Raw genomic sequence first — 17996 nt, forward strand, 5'->3', positions numbered from 1 at the left:
TCCTCATTGCCATATTTGATCAGTTCGTTCTAATCCTGGACATTGCCAAGCTTTTAGCGTTCTCTCCACATCTACCTCAAGCCCTGTGGTGAGAAAATTGCTACGTATGTTATAAATCCCCCACTGAATAAATTGACCATAGTTGTGTACATAATTTGATGCAAGCATACCTTGACTAACTTGTGTTCTGGAATACAGATAAGATGATGTGTAAAGTAATATTGCAACTGTTTTTCCTGCTGGAATCTCCACATTACCAGATCCGGCTAACTTGCTATCAGAACTCGTGTATTGGTAAACATTTTTCCATACTATTTTTGAAATACTTGATTTATTAGAATTAGTGTTATCAGGAGTTCCCACAAATAATCCTGCTCCCCCATACTCCGTACTCGAATACGATGATCCAACAAATTCCATTGTCTTATTTATGTTCACATTGGTTGTATTTTTTACAAATACTACTCCAAGTGCAGCATACGGATAATAGTATATCTCATCATAACTACCCGAAAAACTTTTTGTGCATAACTCTCCGTAAATAAATGTTCCTTTACTTCCCTCTATAAAACTTAGTTGTCTTGGCCGATAAAAACTAACGTAATCTGTATTGTACGTATGGCTACCTGCTAGTAATTGCAACATATAGTCGGTTTTTGTTATATCACTACTCCACCTTCCAAGCTCTGTCGTAAAAGTTCCGTGGCCAAAATAATTATTTTTTCTGCCAAGTACACCAAATAAGAAAGGTAATGCTCCAGGTTCAATCATGTGACGCTTTCTTACTTCTTTCATGATTGATGAGCCACTTGGTACATCATTTATGGAGTTAAGCTTGGTTGGTTCTCTGCTCCTGATCTCTTTCATAATTGACGAACCACTTGGCACATCATTCACAGCACGAAAGTTATCTACTAAACCCTTAAGACCATCTTTATGATCATTGCCAACACTATTTATTGCTGCAATACTGGCATTCTTTCTCGTATCAAGTAGCGATAAATTTGTTGTTCCTTTTTCATCAATTCTCTTTAATAACTGCTTCTCTGATTCAGAGATCACTGCTAAAGAACTAGCTTTTTTATTATCCAGATCAGTTAAGTGTTTTTTTGCACTATCAAGAAGTTCTTTTAGCTTACCATCAGTCATCTGTACAATTTCAGAAACTGCACTTTTGTCGACTATTGATTCCAATGCTTTAGCAAGATATGCTAATTGATCTGGTGTACTGTTTGCTGCTAAATCCTTAAGCCTCTTTTGTAGTGCATCAATTATCTCTTTTACCTCAGTCATCTGCACAATGTCAGCAATAGCTTTTTTATCTGCTATCAATTCCAGCGATTTTGCAAGATATGCCAGTTGATCAGGTGTGCTGTTTGCTGCTAAATCCTTTATCCTTTGGTATATTGCTTCTTTCATTTCCAAAAATTTAAAAAAGTCTCAAAATTAAACCGCTCAAAATTACTCTTAAGTTGATTATGCTCATCTTCTCTTTCGGTAATATCTTCATCTATTTTCTCAATTGTGGTACGGATACGAACAACATCCTGCACAGCAATATTTTCTGGATGTGGTAGTGTATATCCTCGTTTGCTTTGGTCATTTGGCATTGATTTAAGTAATAATCACTCGCAAATTTTTGACTTTAGGACGATAGACAACTGTTCCACTTAAAACTAATTTTATCCTTGTCTCATTACCATTAAAGTTTGTTAGCACATGAGTTCTCTCTACCCAATTTTCCCCTATTGGTTTTCCCGAGGTTAAATTTACTAGCTGCCATTCTTTGACGCTTTTCTGCACATATGCTTTTACGTCTGCAGTGCCAGGTATTAGCGCATCATATGTTATGGTAATCTTAGTGTTAGCTCCTGCTGTAATGCTTCTTGTAACATAATCTCCTTTTTCCCCTATATTACCCATAACTAGCTGTAACCCAGGATAAAGAACTGGACTTTTTTCTCGCCCTCCTTTTAGGCTTGCTTTTACCGTTAGCTCTCCAGATAATCTTTCACGCAGTGCAAGTGGCAAATTATCAGACAAAAAGTTTTCTCTTCCCTCTTCATTTGTTAAGATAAATTCTACATTGGTATCAAATGCTACTTTTTCGACGTTCGTCAAAACAATTAAATCTGATACGTTATTTGCAGTAACTTTGCCCAGATCAATAACGTGAGAACTTTCGCTAAATTTTGCAGCTAGTAATCGAAACGTTAAATCTAAATTTTGATGTGGAGTCCACGTACTTGCATTGCTAGACGACAGTAATACTCCTACTTGATATGGCTGACTTGTTACCCAACGGCTATTTACTGCATCATATTTGCCAAGTTCTGCTATCTTTACTGCAGTACCAGGATCATCAGTAAGCAGTACTATTGCATGCTCCTCTCCTGCATGGCAAAACACTGGCGACCATTCTATACGTGTTGCTGTGCCATCTACTTTTATATCTTTCGGCTCAATATAGCTTTCAGCAATAACAGTCTGCGATGGCATTCCCACTGCTGTTTCTCTAATCTGCACAACAACACGTTTTTTGCCTTTATTTATAAACCATAGCTCCACGCCTCCTATGTGTCTGCTCTCATTTAGCGTAAATGTTTGCGCTAAAGGATCAACTCTTCTTGCTGCGATAACTCTTCTTCTTTCCTCTATGGTAATAGTTTTTTTACCAGTATAAGTTGCTTCTCCATAACTGCCTTTATCACCGAAGAACTGCACTAACTTAGTCCCAGCAGGAATGTTTCTTGGTACAGTAAATCTTCCTTTTATTTTTCCTCTGTTATCAGCAATAAATGTTGCGATCATGTTTTTCTTTCAAATATTTTCTATGCTTGAGGTTGAATAAAAATTCCATCAAACTTTAATTTCTTAAGCTTTTCACCAGTTGCAAAACCTTCAATCTCAAAATTTTGAGTTGCTTCTCTCATAAATTCAGTTTCGTATGAAGTACTTGACAGCAGCTCTGTCGTTTCTTTAACATTAAATACTCTTGTTACTGGACTTTTCCAATTCGTGGTAACCTCTGTCCAGTGGTCAATGTTTTTATTTAGAGTAATTTGCGCCGGGACTGGATCAAAAGCTTGATATGGATTGATCTTTTCTCCTTTAGTCTGTAAAAGCTGCTCCAGTACCGGTTCAAGTTCATATGGCAAAAGATATCTTTCCCCACCTTTTTCAATATCTGCAACTTCTACATCTATTGGCAGAACTAGCTCTCTATTTACTATTGCTGCAAGCTGCGAAATTCCTTGATCACGCATATCATCATCAAAGAATGGGTCAACAAATACTCCTTTTTTGGTGGTAGGTTCTCTTGAATTTGCATCACTGCGTAGACGTTCCTGTGCAACAAGAGCATAAAGATCATTTATTCCTTTTTTCATTGCTTCAAGCTCATTCATCGGTACAGCATGAATAGCATTATTCACTATTTTTACCCCTTCGCCTTTTTTCCACGTCTGATGAATATAGCAAAGCAGAAGTTGTCCGCTAGGTGCTTTAGGCATCGATGGTCGCCAAGGGTGAGAAATTCCTTTTATTCTTCTTACTACTCCTTTGCTATCGATAGTAATTAAATCAAAGCGGGGCATTTTCCAGGTATAATCAATCAAAACCAGACTATTATCAACTGCTCCTTTTACTTTACACCCCTCTTCACTTATATCTTCAGGACTTACATGAGTGCGACAGCGATAGGTTATCAGGTAACTACTTCCAGGTGCTGGTTCTTTTCCTGGTAATGACCAATCAACGTTTCCTGCGTTTAATTTGTAATCTATACTATTTTCATAAATAACATTGCCTTGTTTAACTTGAATAATCTCAAGTACTGCAGAGTCAGGTATCGGATCAATAGCTCCAGAATATGAACCGTGAGTAACAGTAATAGTTTTCTGAACAGTTATATCTACTTTTTTAATTTCACTTATTGGAAAATCATTAACTTTAAGTTCCATTACTCTTTGGCTATTTGGCTGAAAAGTATGTGGTTCTGATTCAACTGATTTTATATCCGGATCTTCATCAAAAGAAACACGAATACTGTGAGGAAGTTCAATCTCATAGCCATCAACATGAGCTTTGCCCTCATTAATTACAAATATTTTTTTTCCTCCTTCCCCCTCTTCCTTTTGCAGGAACATTACTTCAAGACCATTTACGACGTAGGAACCATTTGCTTCTTTGTCATAACGAGCAAGAGCAGTAGTTACTATGTTTGCTTGTGGAGGTGGTGAATGTTCTATTAATACTCCATTTTCAATGTTATAGATTGGATAAAACTCTCCTTCAGAAAAACGTGGAGAAAGACCTTCTGCTTGATAACCCCAAATGGTGGAAACTTTAAGCCTTGCAGCTCCTACTTCCTGATAGTTTCTTGTACCAACTGCAGGATCACGAAGATTTTCATCCTCAAGTTCTGTAATCGTAGATTCTACGTAATAAACACCGATACGAACTATAGTATTAAGAGGAACAACAAACTCTTCTTTTTCGACTTTTCTAACTGCACCACGCAGATAGATTTTTCCTCCTTCAAGTGTAACTTTACCAGTTTCTCTATCTATAATACAATTGCTTCCCGTTATAACATCACCATCACGAAATATTGCATCACCTATGCCTTTAAGCTTAGAAAGAGCATACTCCTGAGTCTCATTTAATTCTGCAGACTGTAGACCTCTTCCTGCAAGGAACAAACTTTTTTCGTACTCTTTGTCAGGATTAAAGCGGTTATAATAACTATTTAAGGTCATTTTGTTTCAAAAAGTTACAACAAATGAAAAAGTTTCCCGAGTTGCAGATGTTCTGATAAGTGGTACGGTATGTTCTAAAACTAATAAAATTCCAGGATTTTCCACGTCTTTTGGCTCGAAATATCTCTGTCCTTCAGGTAATCCTTCTTTTATTTTAGTACCAACCATAACCCCTAATTCCCGTATAACTTGATTTGCTGCGTCCGTGAAATCGAAAGTAAATTTAAGGTACAAGTTATTAGTTGGTACATTTAAGGGCCTAAACCTTCCAGAAGGAGTTATAAGTTCGCCATTTTCATCACCTGTGCAGAATAGCACTTCATCTGCAGTACGTCTGCCAAGTTCATTCAAGAGCTTTATAGAATTTATAGGTTCAGGTGGTGTGCTTTCAGTATGCTGTACAGTAACTTTATCACTTACTGGAATAGAGCTATTTTCCGTACGTTTTATTAGACCAGTACTACTATCAACTGTATAGTCAACACTTGGCTGATAAGTTGTTTGTCCGATAAAAACTTTTACGTCTTTAATGGGATGGTGATCTAGGGCTATTTCACCCTCAACAAAAACTTTTTCGACCTGATGGCTACTTTCCCAATTTGCATCACCACTGCTCCAGGCAAGATGTAGAGGTTGCTCTTTTATGCTGGCTGCTATTGCTGCTCTTCCTGATTGTGTGAGTATTGACATTTTTCTCCCTATATTATATATATGTACGATGACTTCAAAATTCGTCCGCAAAAATCAAAATATTTTTTTTATATCAGAAAAAATTTTTAGGAGAATAGCTCAGCTCCACAGCTAAATTTTCCAACACCACGAGCAAATGGTCCGCTAGGAATGTCAAGCCATTTATCTTCTTTTGAACCAGTAGCCATTCCCTTAACCAGCTTCCGTGCTTGTAACAGCTCTTGAACTATACGCTCCATTCTATCTCTCCCTATACTGTGAAACTCCTCAGGTAGTCTATGCCGCTGTTTATACACTCCTGTACTTCCTGTATGGGTAAATGGATGTCCAGAAATTGCTGCTCGTGTAATTGCAGTTATAAGATGCTGCTTTGAATCTTTTTCGTTCATATTTTTTATTTTTAATCTTTCAGTTATGTCTTCTAACAATCCTGTTTCTTCATTTCTTAAATAAGTGCGTAAAGTGCGATCAGCCAAACCGTTTGCTTTAACAATTGCTCCATAAAATAATGCGTTCTGTCTTACAGATTCTCCTATTGATTTAAAAATTGTCGGTTTAGCTGCATCTTCCACAGACCAAAAAGCGTATGAACACCTAACACCATTAACAAGAGCAGATGTACCTCTAATGGCATCTCGTGCTTGCTCAACAGTCGATATAGGTTTTTCACTTTTTGGCTTTCTCATATGGTGGGCAGTAATTATTGATGCTCCAGTGCTACCTGCTAAATCAGATAATAAAGACATCAAATAATCGCCTACGGCTGGGTCAGTATTTAAGTCAGCGTGCACAAATGAAGCAAGTGGATCAAATACGATTAATTTTAAGTCTTTTATCTTATGAAGTTGTTTTGTTATAGATTCAAATTCAGGAGAAATCTCTATAATTTTACTCGAAATACTCTTTATTATCGTAAGTGATCCACTAACATTGGGTAATGGTACAATAAAGAGCCTATCTTTATATTTTAATCTTTCGCATTGCGAATCAAGACGCTCTAAACGACGATGTATTTCACTCATATCATCTTCTGCTGAGAAAATTACAACAGATCCATGTTCAGTAACTAAAGGACCAAAACCACATGGCTGATCTTTTCTACTCGCAACTTTCAGTGCTAAATCAAGCAGAAGCATACCTTTACCAGTATCTCCCATTGCAGCTAGAATAGATGTCACTCCTAAAGGAAATAACCCTTCAACAAGAAACTTTTGCTCTGGTACTGGACCTATAAAACGTTCTACGCTCCATTCTTGAATATTAAGCAATTGCTTAACAATTACTTTTCTCGAGTTACTTTCAATGAATTCAGAAATATCTATATTTGTTTGTACGCTATCTGCTGCATCCCATCCCTTTGGTTTATTCTCCGGTATTTCAAGAAGAGTAAGTGATAAAACACCAAGAAAAGTAAGCTTTTTCACAACTTTCTCAGCATATTGTTTACCTGGTTCATCATTGTCTGGCCAAATAATAACATGCTTGCCCTTAAGTGGTGACCAGTCTGTTTTTTCTATTGGTGCATTTGCTCCTAACATTGCAGTTGTGGCAGTCATACCTTGCTCTATCAGAGCATCTGCAAACTTTTCACCTTCAACTAAAATCACCTTATCAGATTTCACGATACCTGGAATATTATATAAAGGCCTGGTCTCTGGTAGAGTAAAACTAGACCTTTTTACATCAAAAGGAAGATATCTTTTTCCTGAATCAGTGTTATAACGATAAACTGTAACAATCACTTGATCACTTTCATCGTAATAGTTCCATGATGCCGTTGGTTGCCCCAGAGTGTTATTTTTTTCCGAATAACCAATCCACTTAGCAATATCTTCTATCGTATCAGTAAATTGATTTTTTCCAGTAACAGCAGCCCAAAGATCAAAAATATCTCCTCCTTCTTCGGTAGAAAAATCATGCCATAATCCGGCTTTACTGCCAGTTAACTCCACTATCATACTTTGTCCTTTATTGCCTTGTAGATCACCTACATAGAACTTATCACCACGAAAAGTTCCTCTTGGCAGTAAATAAGAAAGACATGACCTTATATTTGATAGGAGTTGAGTTCTTAATTGTTCTTTCTTCCCTAATAATTTATAATGTCCATTTCTTTGTGAACAATAAATATCCATACCTACCTGAAGAATTTTTATGCTCTAGCTATAACATTAGCAGTTTTCCAACATCCATTAATCTTGTTGATGAATTTTGTTGGTATAGATCTACCGTTTCTAAGTTCATATACTACTTGCAAGATATTTGTACGTTTATTGGGTTGAAATATTACTATTCCAGATGTATAAAAACTTCTTAAAGCGTTAGCACCAACGAGAGCTTGAAATGGATTCTTTTCCAATATAGAGGTAGATACTTTTTTGGTGTGATTTGTGATGATTATTCCAGCCATAGGATTAATCTTGGAACGTAGTTTTTCTATTGCATGCTGCAGACCATAGTTAACGTAATTATAAGGAGAATCAATCACAACTAAATCAAACTTTTCCTCTACCATATTTTTTATTTTTTCTATACCTTCTTCATTTAAAGTCAAATTCATCTTGTTCGTCACAATTAAGTTTTCTGTTGCTAAATGAGGAAGTTTGTTGAGTTGTTGTATACGTTCTCTAATATAGTCATATTCCATTTCATTTTGTAGATAGAATATTTTTAGCGGTCTTGTAGGTTTCATGCCAAGAAATGATCTTCCTGCTGCCAGATGTACCAATAGAGAAAGAAGAAAATGACTTTTGCCAATCTTTGGAGTACCACCTATGACCAAAAGACCACCTGGTGTCAAAATTCTTGGGCCTATTATATCTTGTGGCATTGGTGATTTGTCGTTTAAGTAATGGTTTACAGAAAATGCTTTTTCCGAGTTTTGTTTTTCTTGCAGTACGGAACTTCTTTCATCTTTACCGTTCAACCATGTCTCAGCAGAATCTATATTACCTTTAACTAAAGTCCAAAGGTATATTATATTTCCTTTCTTTTCTTCGATCAGGTTGTACCAATTTCCTGCATTTTCTCCTTCCATTTCAACTATTATCTTACTTCCATTTCTACTGCCAATATAGAATTTATCTTGGTAAGATTTGCCATCAGGCAACAAATAAGATAAACAATCTTTGATGTTATTAATTAATAATGATTTTATTTTCAAAGCATTTTTAGATGAAAAATCCATAAAATTCTCCTTGTTTATTCCAAATTTGTTCAACATATTTTTTAGACGTTTACAGTCAAGATTAGCCAGCTCACAAACAGTTTCAAAAGATCGTGAGCGAATCCATTGACAAGCCTCTTTTTTAAGTTTAGGGTTTTTTCCTGCTGCATCCTGAATAGCTCTAGTAATAACAGCAGCCCACAACTTTCCTTCGTCGTACTTCAAAATGGCAACCAATCATCTTGAAAACTTTTTTGTAATTCTGGAGTAATAACTGTAGTAATCCTATTCCTATCTCCGTACGTATTATTAGTTTCAACGCCTACTTTTGCTGTAAACTCTAAATCGTTGAAATCAGCTATAGAGTTGATTCTTCTAGCAGTAACTGCTTTCTCTGAAGTGTCATTTGCATGAATATTTCTGGATGATTCCAAAATACTACGCAGCATAGAACGTCCAGATTCTCCCCAGATGTCTTCTTCACCTTCTGCTTTGCCATTTTTGATACCTATAATCTGAAAAATCTTGCGTTTTGCATATGGGCCTTCAGTGACGGTAAATTCTGCATTTAAATAGATACTGCCAGTAGTGTAGTTTTTAGTGAACCAATTTTCATAACCTCCAGGCTTTATTGCCATTTTTACCTTGACTATTGTACCTTTCGGTATTAAACTGCTTTGCAGTTTTGCGTTATTAAAATCAGTTAAAAAATCTTGTAGCATACGCTCTCCTATAAGTTGATTTTAAAGTGAAAAATTAGCTATTCCATTAGCTGCCAATGACCATTTATCTTATCGACAAGTTTGTTTGGCACGCGTTCACCATTACGAAGCTCAAATACTATCTGGCGTACACTGCTTTCTTCATCATGAGCAAACATCACCATACCAGTACTGTAAAATCCACGTAAAGATCCAGCACCACTTAGGCCTTGAAATGGATCTTCTTCGAGCATCTTTTTTGATAATTTTTTTGTATGATGAGTAAGTACAATACAAGCATCTGGATTGACAGCACTGCGTAACTTCTCAAGAGTCTTTTGCAGAAAGAACAGCATAGCACTATTATCATTTTCATTGCCATACTCGCTGCTAAAGATGTTACGCAATGGATCTATGGCCAAAACATCAGGTTTAAAGCGTTCATTCACAATTTCCTTAATTTCACTTATTTCATCATGATTAAATGATAGTGCACTTTTGGCGTAATGATTAAGTTGTTAGCAGCTACATTCAAAAGTTCATTATCAAGTTGTTGCAACCGTTCTTTCATATATTCATATTCAATTTCAGTTTGCATGTAGAAAATTTTCAAAGGTCTATTTGAATCCATACCAAGAAAAGAAACACCTGCAGCCATATGGACGAGCCATGAAATCAAAAAGTCGCTTTTGCCGATTTTAGGTGGGCCACCCAGTATCAATAAGCCTCTTTTTGTTAAAATTCTTGGTGAGATTATATCCTCTGGTATTGGCGATCGATCGTCCAAGTATTCTTTCACACTGAAAAAAGGAATTTTTTGACCAATAGTTAAAAAGTTTTGTAGCATATAATAACCTCCTATATGTTGGGCGTGACAGGTTGAATTGCAAAAGCTTTAGTTTTAATTTTTGTAAGAAGTTTTCCTAGATGCGGTTCTTCAACCATATTAAGGCAACCACTTCGATCTTTAGCAGGATATCCCCAAGAATTAATCGTCTGACAGACAAATGAACGAATTTCTGTACCATCATCTTTCTTGATTCCAACCATACTGATTACTTCGTCAACTATCCCAGGAATTTCACTTGCGGTTTTAGCACCTTCACACTGAGGTAGCCAAGTCGAGCGATTGAAATCATCAAGGTATTGCCCAAGAGTTCCAACTGTAATGATGTCTTTATTTGGAATATGTTGAAACTGATTGAGCCAAGCCATCATTTCTTGAGCAAGTAACCCGTAAGCAGCTCTCATATCTTGTTTTCCTGATCTTTCAGAAAAGGCTTCAGGTTGCATTTTTGCCCATAATAGACATAAACGCGAGGCTACTGTAATACTATCGATAAAAATACAGCGATACTTGAGAAACTCCGAAGCAAGCTCTCTGTATTTACTGGATACATGCTCATAGTGTCTTTGGCTATATGCTGAGTCAGATTTTAACGCAGGATTAGGACCACCTATGAGACATGCAATATCTCTTGCCTCATTCCAAGTACGAATACTTACAGAATCCCCTTGCCAATCTTGAACAGCAAGTAAACCTGCCTCAAAATCAAGACAAAGTGTTGGTTCATTTATGGTCTTTAAGAGACTAGTTTTACCTATACCATAAGGACCAAAGATGACCATTTTTATACCTGTTTGAACTTTTAGCCGTTCATTGCTGTTCATTATTTTCATTTTTCTCCCAGTACCTAAATATATATGTACGATGACCTAGGCAATTCGTCCGCAATTTGCAAAAAAAAAATTTGAGCAAATATAATCAAGAGCTTATAACTTCTCTAAAACTGAGAATTTATCGCGTATTCGTTCTAGTGTGCGATAGATAGTTGTCTTTGGTATTTTGGTTATTACAGAAACTTCAGTAATAGTAAATACCTTAAGTAATTGACATAAATTACTATCTTTTTCAGATAAAGTTGAAATTATATTATTTATATCAGTGCGAATTATCGCTTCGATTTCCGAGTTCCTATGATCTGGAATATTGTCGTTTATATCATCAAAAATTATATTACGTTTTAGACACAACTGATTGCGTAACATATTGCGAGCACAATAATTAGCTAATCTAGCAACGAAAGTACTAAAACTACTTCTTTTCTCATCGTGCTGGTTAAGATATTGCCAAACCTGACAAAAAAGCTCCTGCTCTATATCTTCGAGACTTTCGTTAATAAAACAGCTTTTAGATTTAAGACGTGAAGCTTGAAATCTTACATGTTTAACAATTGTAGAATCGATTCCTTGATAAGAATTCTTCATAAAAACTCCAAAAGTTTCATGAATAGAGATTTTTACCAAGACCTTATATGACTAATTTATTATAAAAAAGTAGTAATAATTTTTTTATCTAAAAGAATAAAATCTTTAAAAATTAAAATAAGATTTAAACGTTTTGATACACTACTGAAGCTACTTTTTCATAGGTAAAAAACTACCAATTTCGTACCTAATTTCTGAATTACTAATTAGTATTTCAGAAAGCAGTAATCGTTAAGTTATTGATAATATTGTCTTTTTTATGTTCTATTCCTAAAAGCCGTTTCTAAAGTTAAGTGGCTAAAATCGGCCAGTGAAGAGGATTTACGGATTACTGAAGTCTTATATATATTATATATATATTTAAATACAGGTAAAATATAATATATAATAATATAAATATTGGCGTAATATAAGTTATGTAAAATAGTTATTAAGATAAGTAAAAACTCAAATGGCAGGATATGAAATTTTTTTTAATTTTTTTTCAAAATTGCGGACGAATTTGCGAGTCATCGTACATATATATTATACAGGGCATTGAACTTTAATTACACAAAGGAGTTTTTGTACGTCAATCTTAACGCTAGATCTCGGCAAGCAAACCGGCTGGGCAATTCTTACAGATGGAGTAATTGAAAGTGGAAGCAAAAGCTTTCATGGTAGCCGTTTCAGTGGAGGTGGAATGTGTTTCTTAAACTTTTGCAATTGGCTCAATTCTTTGAAAGACATTTCTGCAGTGTACTTTGAGGAGGTGAGAAGACATTTAGGAACTGATGCAGCCCATTGCTACGGTGGGTTTCTTGCAGTGCTGTCTGCTTGGTGTGAAGAGAACAATATTCCCTACCAAGGTGTTAATGTTAAAACTATAAAACGCTTTATAGCAGGCAAAGGCAATGCAAGTAAGAGTGAAGTTATTGAAGCGATACGTGAAAAAAGTTTTTCACCTAGAGATGATAATGAGGCCGATGCTTTGGCATTAATGTTCTATATTAGTAAAGATATTAATAAGACGAAAAATCCATAAAAAGTGGGTCCTTTCAGCCAGAATGGCGGATTTGGTGGGTTCAACCCCAGGCCTTCTTTAGCGTCAGAGATATTTTGAATATTAACTTTTTAATTATTAAGGATTTAAATTATATGAATTTAGCAATCCACTACTATCCTGTTGAAAACCTCGTCGAATATAAGCGTAATCCTCGTAAAAATGATGATGTAGTAAATAGAATGTGTGCTTCAATCAGGGAATTTGGCTTTCGTATACCAATAGTTGCAAAAAGCGATGGAACTGTGGTTGATGGTCATTTAAGACTTAAAGCAGCAAGAAAACTTGGTATGGAGAGTATTCCAGTGGTCTTAAGTGATAATTTAAATGAACCACAAACTAAATTTTCGGTTACTGGCAAATCAATCAGCTAACTGGGCGAAGTGGGACGATGATCTTTTGAAGGTGGAAATTCAAGAATTAGAAGATTTGCAGTTTGACCTTAAAATGACAGGATTTGAATTAGAAAAAGTTCAACATTTCCTTGATGATTTAGATAGTGAAAAAGAAGATTTTTCTGACTTGGTTGGTGATGAAAAAAGGGTAGAAATAACAAAACCAGGTGATCTTTGGATTTTAGGTGATCATCGAATCTATTGTGGTGATAGCTCTGTAGTTGAATCATATAAAGCGCTGTTAGATGATAAAATGGCAGACATTACTGTTTGTGATCCTCCATATAACGTTGATTATGGTGGTAGCCAAGATAAAAAAATATTAAACGATAATCAAGGTGAAAAGTACGAACTTTTTCTCTACGATATCTGTTCCCACATTTTAGCATATACGAAAGGTGCAATTTACATCTGCATATCATCATCAGAGTTTTCAACGTTGCAAAAAGTATTTGAGGAGGCAGGAGGAAAATGGTCAACATTTATCATTTGGGCAAAGAATCATTTTACGCTAGGCAGGTCTGATTATCAAAGACAATACGAAGCAATGCTCTATGGATGGAAAAGCGGCAATAAACGTGAGTGGCATGGAGGTAGAAATCAAAGTGATCTGTGGTTTTATGATAAGCCAACACATAACTCATTACATCCAACGATGAAGCCAGTAGAGCTAATGGAGAGAGCAATAGTAAACAGCAGCAGATCAGGAGACATAGTACTTGATCCATTTAGCGGTTCTGGCAGCACACTGATTGCATGTGAGAGAACAGGAAGAATTTGCAGAACAATAGAGCTAGATTCAAAATTTGTAGATGTAACGATAAAACGTTGGCAAGTATACACAGGTAGGGAGGCAATTTTAGCCGGTACTGGTAAAACCTTTTCACAAATTCAAGAAGAAAAACAGTAAGAAAAAAGTGGAAAAGATAACGCAAACAGAATGGGCAAAAGAACAAGGATTTTCAAAGCAATATGTCTGTTATTTAGTAAAAAAAGGAATAGTTAAGTTGGAGGATGGTTTGATCGACCGAGAACAAGCAAATGAAGCAGTAGCGGCAATAAGAGATCCAAGTCAGCCACTGAGGAGGAAAAATCCAGAAAATACAAGTAATCTTTCCACGATGTTGCTAAAAACTAGAATAAAAAATGAAATGGAACGAGGTAAACTGCTTGAGGCAAAGGCAAAAGCTGAGATTGGTGAACTTGTAGCAGTAGAGGAAGTAAAGCGCGAAGCATTTAATGTAGCAAGAGTTGTCCGTAATAATTTGCTTAATATTCCAAATAGAGTTTCAGCGCTGCTTGCATCACTGAGTGACACTGAAAAGATTCATGGAACATTGACTGAGGAAATTACAAACTCACTTGAAGAATTATCTAACACTAAATTTCAAATGTAAAAAGATTTTGAATATAAAATGGCTGATAACCTAAGTTTGGAGTTAATAAAGTGCCTCATTAATCAACCAGGGGTAGATATAAACATTAGAGGATCAAACGGAAAAACCCCACTACATTGCGCTATAGAGTTTGATGAATTAAGTATGGTAGATCTGTTACTCACGAAAAAGAACATTAATCCTTTTGTAGAAGATAATGATGGTAAAACATCTCTTGATTACGCCAAAGAAGGGAAAAAAGCAGAAATATTACAAGCGCTAATTAATAACAAGTACGGGTCAGAACAAGATAGCTTACTTCATTTAGCTGCAATGATAGGTGAAGTTAATGCAGTTAGATATTTGATAGGAAAAGGTATTGACGTTAATGTACGAAATGCTTTGCATCATACGCCATTACATCTAGCAGCAGGAATAGGACATGCAGAAGTTGTAAAGATTTTGATAAGAGAAGGAAAAGCTGAAATCGAGGTTTTTGATGCACGAAATCAGACACCGATGCACTATGCAGTTAATAACAAAAAGTTGGAGATAGTAAAGTTACTGCTAAAGCTAGGAGCAGATGTAAATAGCGCACGTGTAGGACAAAACTCGATGAAATTATCACCTGTTCATATAGCTGTAAGTAATACTAATTACGATGAAAGAGACTTATGTCTTGATATCCTCAAATCCTTAATAAAGGAGCCTAATGCTCAAGTAAATTTGCAAGACTACGAAAATAAAACACCACTACATTATGCTGAAAGACTAAAAACAATAGAAGTTTTACTAACGCGAGAAGATATAGACCCTCTGGTAAAAGACGATAGCGGTAAAACACCATTTGATTACGCTAAACCTGAGATAAAGAAGACTTTGATGAGCAATAAGTATGGTTCTGAAAAGAATAGTCTACTCCATTTAGCTGCACAAAGAGGAGAAATTGAGATTGTAGATGCAATCTTAAAGGAAGAAATTGATATTGATATTGTAAATAATAAAGGTTTATCACCTATTTACCTTGCTGCAGAAAAAGGACATTTACATGTAGTAAAATTACTACTGAAAAAAGGAGCAAACTATACACCTGTTTTGCACTTAGCAATCAAGTCAAATAATTTAGAGTTACTTAAAGTTTTATTTACTGAAAAAAATGGAGCGTTACTCTGCAGAGATACCGTTGTTAATTTTCCAACCCTTCATAATAAATATATAGCACAGAGAGAAATAGCAGATAAAAGGATGAAAAAACATAATAATATTATCTGCATCTGTATTACAGTTAGCGCAGTAGCAATGGCAGCATATATAGGTTTAACAGCAACAACAATAAGCAGTACAATCATTTTTGCAACAACAACAGGAATACTTGCGCTTATTATAGCAATAATGATAAGTGAGATGAGCAAAAGATACATAGAAAAGGAATTTCAGAAAAAGATGTTTATGGAACTGGAAGAGTGTAGTTCTACTGTTAATGATGTTGAGATAGAGTCAATTATGAGTAGATGCAGACAATGATATACGCTAGAGCTTTTTCTGAAGGTTTAAGACCAGATCCAGAGCTTAAAGTATCAGAGTGGGCAAATGAGTATCGAGTTCTAGCACCAACTGCAGCATCAGAGCCAGGGAAATGGAGAACAGAAAGAACTCCTTATTTAAAAGAAATAATGGATTCACTTTCTCCTTCTTCACCGGCTGAAAAAATAGTATTCATGAAAGGAGCGCAGATTGGAGGAACAGAAGCAGGAAATAATTGGATTGGCTATATCATAGATCAAACACCAGGTCCAATGCTAGTAGTACAGCCAACAGTTGAAATGGGAAAACGTTGGTCAAAAGGAAGATTTGCGCCACTGATTGAAAGTACACCATGTTTAAAAAGTAAAGTAAAAGACCCAAGATCAAGAGATTCAGGGAATACTGTACAAAGTAAGGAATTTCCAGGTGGAATAGTAGTAATAACCGGAGCAAATAGCAGTGTAGGACTAAGATCTATGCCAGTAAAATACCTCTTTCTTGATGAAATAGATGCCTATCCAGGAGATTCGGGAGGTGAAGGAGATCCAGTTTTACTCAGCATAGCCCGTACTAATACATTTGCACGGCGAAAGATTTTTTTAGTATCAACGCCAACGATTCATGGAATAAGCAGAATTGAGAAGGAATTTGAAGCTACAGACAAGAGATATTTTTTTGTACCATGTCCGCATTGTAATTATTACCAAATTTTAAAGTGGTCACAAATAAAATGGGAAGATAAAAATCCAAATACAGCACACTATATGTGTATAGAATGTGGTGAAAAGATAGAAAATCATCAAAAGACAGAGATGCTAGACCGTGGAGAATGGAGAGCTACAGGGGCAAAAGAAGGGGAGAAAAAAGGATTTCATCTTTCAAGTCTTTATAGCCCAGTTGGGTGGTATAGTTGGCAACAAGCAGTAGAGGATTTTCTGCATGCAAAGGAAAGTGAACAATTACTGAAAGTTTGGATAAATACTACGCTTGGAGAAACTTGGGTAGATAAAGGAGAAGTACCTGATTGGAAGCAATTATTTAACAGGAGAGAATTTTTTCAGATTGGCACAGTACCAAAAGGCGAAGTAGTTCTCACAGCAGGTGTTGATGTCCAAAAAGATCGTTTAGAAGTAGAAGTTGTAGCATGGGGAAAAAGCCGTGAAAGTTGGTCAATAGACTACCGAGTATTTGAAGGAGATACTGGAAGTAGAGAAGTATGGGGAAAGCTTTCGGAGCTTCTGAGTCATCATTTTATCGGTGAAAATGGGCTTGAATATATGATAAGCATGATGGCGGTAGATGCTGGATATGCAACGCAAGAAGTATACAACTGGGTAAGAGGTCATCAAGGATCTGGAAGAGTAATGGCAGTCAAAGGTGTAAATAAAGCCCTAGTGCCACTGAGCAGCCCAAGTAGAGTAGATATAACAGTTGGTGGTCAAAAGCTAAAGAGAGGAATAAAGCTCTGGCCAGTGGGAGTATCGATATTAAAGTCAGAGCTTTTTCAATTACTTAATATTTTGAAAGAAGAAGAGGGAAAAGCTCTACATGGATATTGTCATTTTCCGGAGTATGCACCTGAATATTTTAAGCAGCTAACGGCAGAGCAATTAGTCAGCAAGGTAGTAAAAGGATACACCAAACAAGAGTGGCAAAAGGTAAGAGAAAGAAATGAAGTGCTAGATTGCCGAATTTATGCGAGAGCTGCATCTATTGCGCTTGGAATCGATCGTTGGCCAGAGAGTAAATGGAATAGTTTGAGTGGAAAAATGGAAAGCAAAAAGCCTAAAAAAGTAAGGCAAAGCCAATGGTTGAATGAGAAGTGAAATGTATAACGAAGAATATTTAATTCAAGTCGAAGAAGCGATAAAGAAACTACAAAATGGAGAGAGAGTAGTATCAATTGCATATGGTGACCATATTGTACGGTACGGGGAAGTTCAAATAAAGGATTTATTGGAGCTCAGGCAACGAATAAAAGCGGGGTTAAAAGTTGCGGGCATGAAGCCAAAGAGGAAAATTGTTTTTTCAACGAGTAAGGGGATCATATAATGATGAAAATCGTTGAAAGGAA

General features: G+C 35.9%; 15 protein-coding genes and 2 pseudogenes. 6 read left to right on the forward strand and 11 right to left on the reverse strand.

The features are described from left to right. Positions 1–3: 3 nt before the first annotated feature. The 11 genes and pseudogenes from OPR50_RS02255 to OPR50_RS02310 form a co-directional block, all read right to left on the reverse strand. Positions 4–1419 carry a hypothetical protein gene (locus OPR50_RS02255; RefSeq protein ID WP_265024107.1) on the reverse strand — a complete coding sequence of 472 codons (1416 nt, stop codon included), beginning with the start codon at positions 1417–1419 and terminating at the stop codon, positions 4–6. Continuing rightward, positions 1416–1610 carry a hypothetical protein gene (locus OPR50_RS02260; RefSeq protein WP_065094988.1) on the reverse strand — a complete coding sequence of 65 codons (195 nt, stop codon included), beginning with the start codon at positions 1608–1610 and terminating at the stop codon, positions 1416–1418. The genes OPR50_RS02255 and OPR50_RS02260 overlap by 4 nt, the downstream gene beginning before the upstream one ends. Before the next feature lie 4 nt (positions 1611–1614). Beyond that, the gene (locus OPR50_RS02265; protein ID WP_265024158.1) at positions 1615–2811 is read right to left on the reverse strand and encodes a hypothetical protein; all 1197 of its coding nucleotides are present in this window, start codon (positions 2809–2811) and stop codon (positions 1615–1617) included. A 20-nt stretch (positions 2812–2831) separates the two neighbouring features. Further along, a complete protein-coding gene (locus OPR50_RS02270; RefSeq protein ID WP_265024157.1) occupies positions 2832–4760 on the reverse strand; it encodes a DUF4815 domain-containing protein in 1929 nt (642 codons plus the stop codon). 6 nt (positions 4761–4766) lie between these two features. Next, positions 4767–5450 (reverse strand): hypothetical protein, encoded by a 684-nt coding sequence (locus tag OPR50_RS02275; protein WP_264953772.1) that lies wholly within the window; start codon positions 5448–5450, stop codon positions 4767–4769. Between the two features lie 86 nt (positions 5451–5536). Beyond that, positions 5537–7585: an AAA family ATPase gene (locus OPR50_RS02280; protein ID WP_265024207.1), complete on the reverse strand. Its 2049-nt coding sequence runs from the start codon at positions 7583–7585 to the stop codon at positions 5537–5539. A 17-nt stretch (positions 7586–7602) separates the two neighbouring features. Further along, positions 7603–8853: a helicase RepA family protein gene (locus OPR50_RS02285; protein ID WP_265023923.1), complete on the reverse strand. Its 1251-nt coding sequence runs from the start codon at positions 8851–8853 to the stop codon at positions 7603–7605. Then, positions 8838–9338 (reverse strand): hypothetical protein, encoded by a 501-nt coding sequence (locus tag OPR50_RS02290; RefSeq protein ID WP_265023922.1) that lies wholly within the window; start codon positions 9336–9338, stop codon positions 8838–8840. The genes OPR50_RS02285 and OPR50_RS02290 overlap by 16 nt, the downstream gene beginning before the upstream one ends. A 38-nt stretch (positions 9339–9376) precedes the next feature. Then, positions 9377–10164, reverse strand: a pseudogene (locus tag OPR50_RS08535) (AAA family ATPase). Between the two features lie 11 nt (positions 10165–10175). Then, positions 10176–10997 carry an ATP-binding protein gene (locus tag OPR50_RS02305; RefSeq protein ID WP_265023919.1) on the reverse strand — a complete coding sequence of 274 codons (822 nt, stop codon included), beginning with the start codon at positions 10995–10997 and terminating at the stop codon, positions 10176–10178. Positions 10998–11090: 93 nt separating this feature from the next. Continuing rightward, a complete protein-coding gene (locus OPR50_RS02310; RefSeq protein WP_265023918.1) occupies positions 11091–11585 on the reverse strand; it encodes a sigma-70 family RNA polymerase sigma factor in 495 nt (164 codons plus the stop codon). 574 nt (positions 11586–12159) lie between these two features. Between OPR50_RS02310 and OPR50_RS02315 the strand changes: the two genes are divergently transcribed. The 6 genes and pseudogenes from OPR50_RS02315 to OPR50_RS02340 all read left to right on the forward strand — a co-directional run bounded on the left by OPR50_RS02315 (position 12160) and on the right by OPR50_RS02340 (position 17974). Next, positions 12160–12609 carry a crossover junction endodeoxyribonuclease RuvC gene (locus OPR50_RS02315; RefSeq protein ID WP_265024319.1) on the forward strand — a complete coding sequence of 150 codons (450 nt, stop codon included), beginning with the start codon at positions 12160–12162 and terminating at the stop codon, positions 12607–12609. 113 nt (positions 12610–12722) lie between these two features. Continuing rightward, positions 12723–13932, forward strand: a pseudogene (locus tag OPR50_RS02320) (DNA modification methylase). A gap of 7 nt (positions 13933–13939) precedes the next feature. Further along, on the forward strand, positions 13940–14419 hold the full coding sequence (locus tag OPR50_RS02325) for a hypothetical protein (RefSeq protein ID WP_265023917.1): 480 nt from the start codon (positions 13940–13942) through the stop codon (positions 14417–14419). Between the two features lie 18 nt (positions 14420–14437). Continuing rightward, on the forward strand, positions 14438–15922 hold the full coding sequence (locus OPR50_RS02330) for an ankyrin repeat domain-containing protein (protein ID WP_265023916.1): 1485 nt from the start codon (positions 14438–14440) through the stop codon (positions 15920–15922). Then, positions 15919–17748, forward strand: coding sequence for a phage terminase large subunit family protein (locus OPR50_RS02335; RefSeq protein ID WP_265024320.1), 1830 nt, complete (start codon positions 15919–15921; stop codon positions 17746–17748). The genes OPR50_RS02330 and OPR50_RS02335 overlap by 4 nt, the downstream gene beginning before the upstream one ends. A gap of 1 nt (position 17749) precedes the next feature. Beyond that, positions 17750–17974, forward strand: coding sequence for a hypothetical protein (locus OPR50_RS02340; RefSeq protein ID WP_211908700.1), 225 nt, complete (start codon positions 17750–17752; stop codon positions 17972–17974). Positions 17975–17996: the final 22 nt, after the last annotated feature.

The sequence above is a fragment of the Wolbachia endosymbiont (group A) of Epagoge grotiana genome, assembly GCF_947251775.1.
Classification (GTDB): Bacteria; Pseudomonadota; Alphaproteobacteria; order Rickettsiales; family Anaplasmataceae; genus Wolbachia; species Wolbachia pipientis.

What these genes read in the sequence shown, in the direction of transcription:
- OPR50_RS02255 (WP_265024107.1), bottom strand. Translation starts at nt 1,419, where the DNA reads ATGAAAGAAGCAATATACCAAAGGATAAAGGATTTAGCAGCAAACAGC.
- OPR50_RS02260 (WP_065094988.1), bottom strand. Translation starts at nt 1,610, where the DNA reads ATGCCAAATGACCAAAGCAAACGAGGATATACACTACCACATCCAGAA.
- OPR50_RS02265 (WP_265024158.1), bottom strand. Translation starts at nt 2,811, where the DNA reads ATGATCGCAACATTTATTGCTGATAACAGAGGAAAAATAAAAGGAAGA.
- OPR50_RS02270 (WP_265024157.1), bottom strand. Translation starts at nt 4,760, where the DNA reads ATGACCTTAAATAGTTATTATAACCGCTTTAATCCTGACAAAGAGTAC.
- OPR50_RS02275 (WP_264953772.1), bottom strand. Translation starts at nt 5,450, where the DNA reads ATGTCAATACTCACACAATCAGGAAGAGCAGCAATAGCAGCCAGCATA.
- OPR50_RS02280 (WP_265024207.1), bottom strand. Translation starts at nt 7,585, where the DNA reads ATGGATATTTATTGTTCACAAAGAAATGGACATTATAAATTATTAGGG.
- OPR50_RS02290 (WP_265023922.1), bottom strand. Translation starts at nt 9,338, where the DNA reads ATGCTACAAGATTTTTTAACTGATTTTAATAACGCAAAACTGCAAAGC.
- OPR50_RS02305 (WP_265023919.1), bottom strand. Translation starts at nt 10,997, where the DNA reads ATGAAAATAATGAACAGCAATGAACGGCTAAAAGTTCAAACAGGTATA.
- OPR50_RS02310 (WP_265023918.1), bottom strand. Translation starts at nt 11,585, where the DNA reads ATGAAGAATTCTTATCAAGGAATCGATTCTACAATTGTTAAACATGTA.
- OPR50_RS02330 (WP_265023916.1), top strand. Translation starts at nt 14,438, where the DNA reads ATGGCTGATAACCTAAGTTTGGAGTTAATAAAGTGCCTCATTAATCAA.
- OPR50_RS02335 (WP_265024320.1), top strand. Translation starts at nt 15,919, where the DNA reads ATGATATACGCTAGAGCTTTTTCTGAAGGTTTAAGACCAGATCCAGAG.
- OPR50_RS02340 (WP_211908700.1), top strand. Translation starts at nt 17,750, where the DNA reads ATGTATAACGAAGAATATTTAATTCAAGTCGAAGAAGCGATAAAGAAA.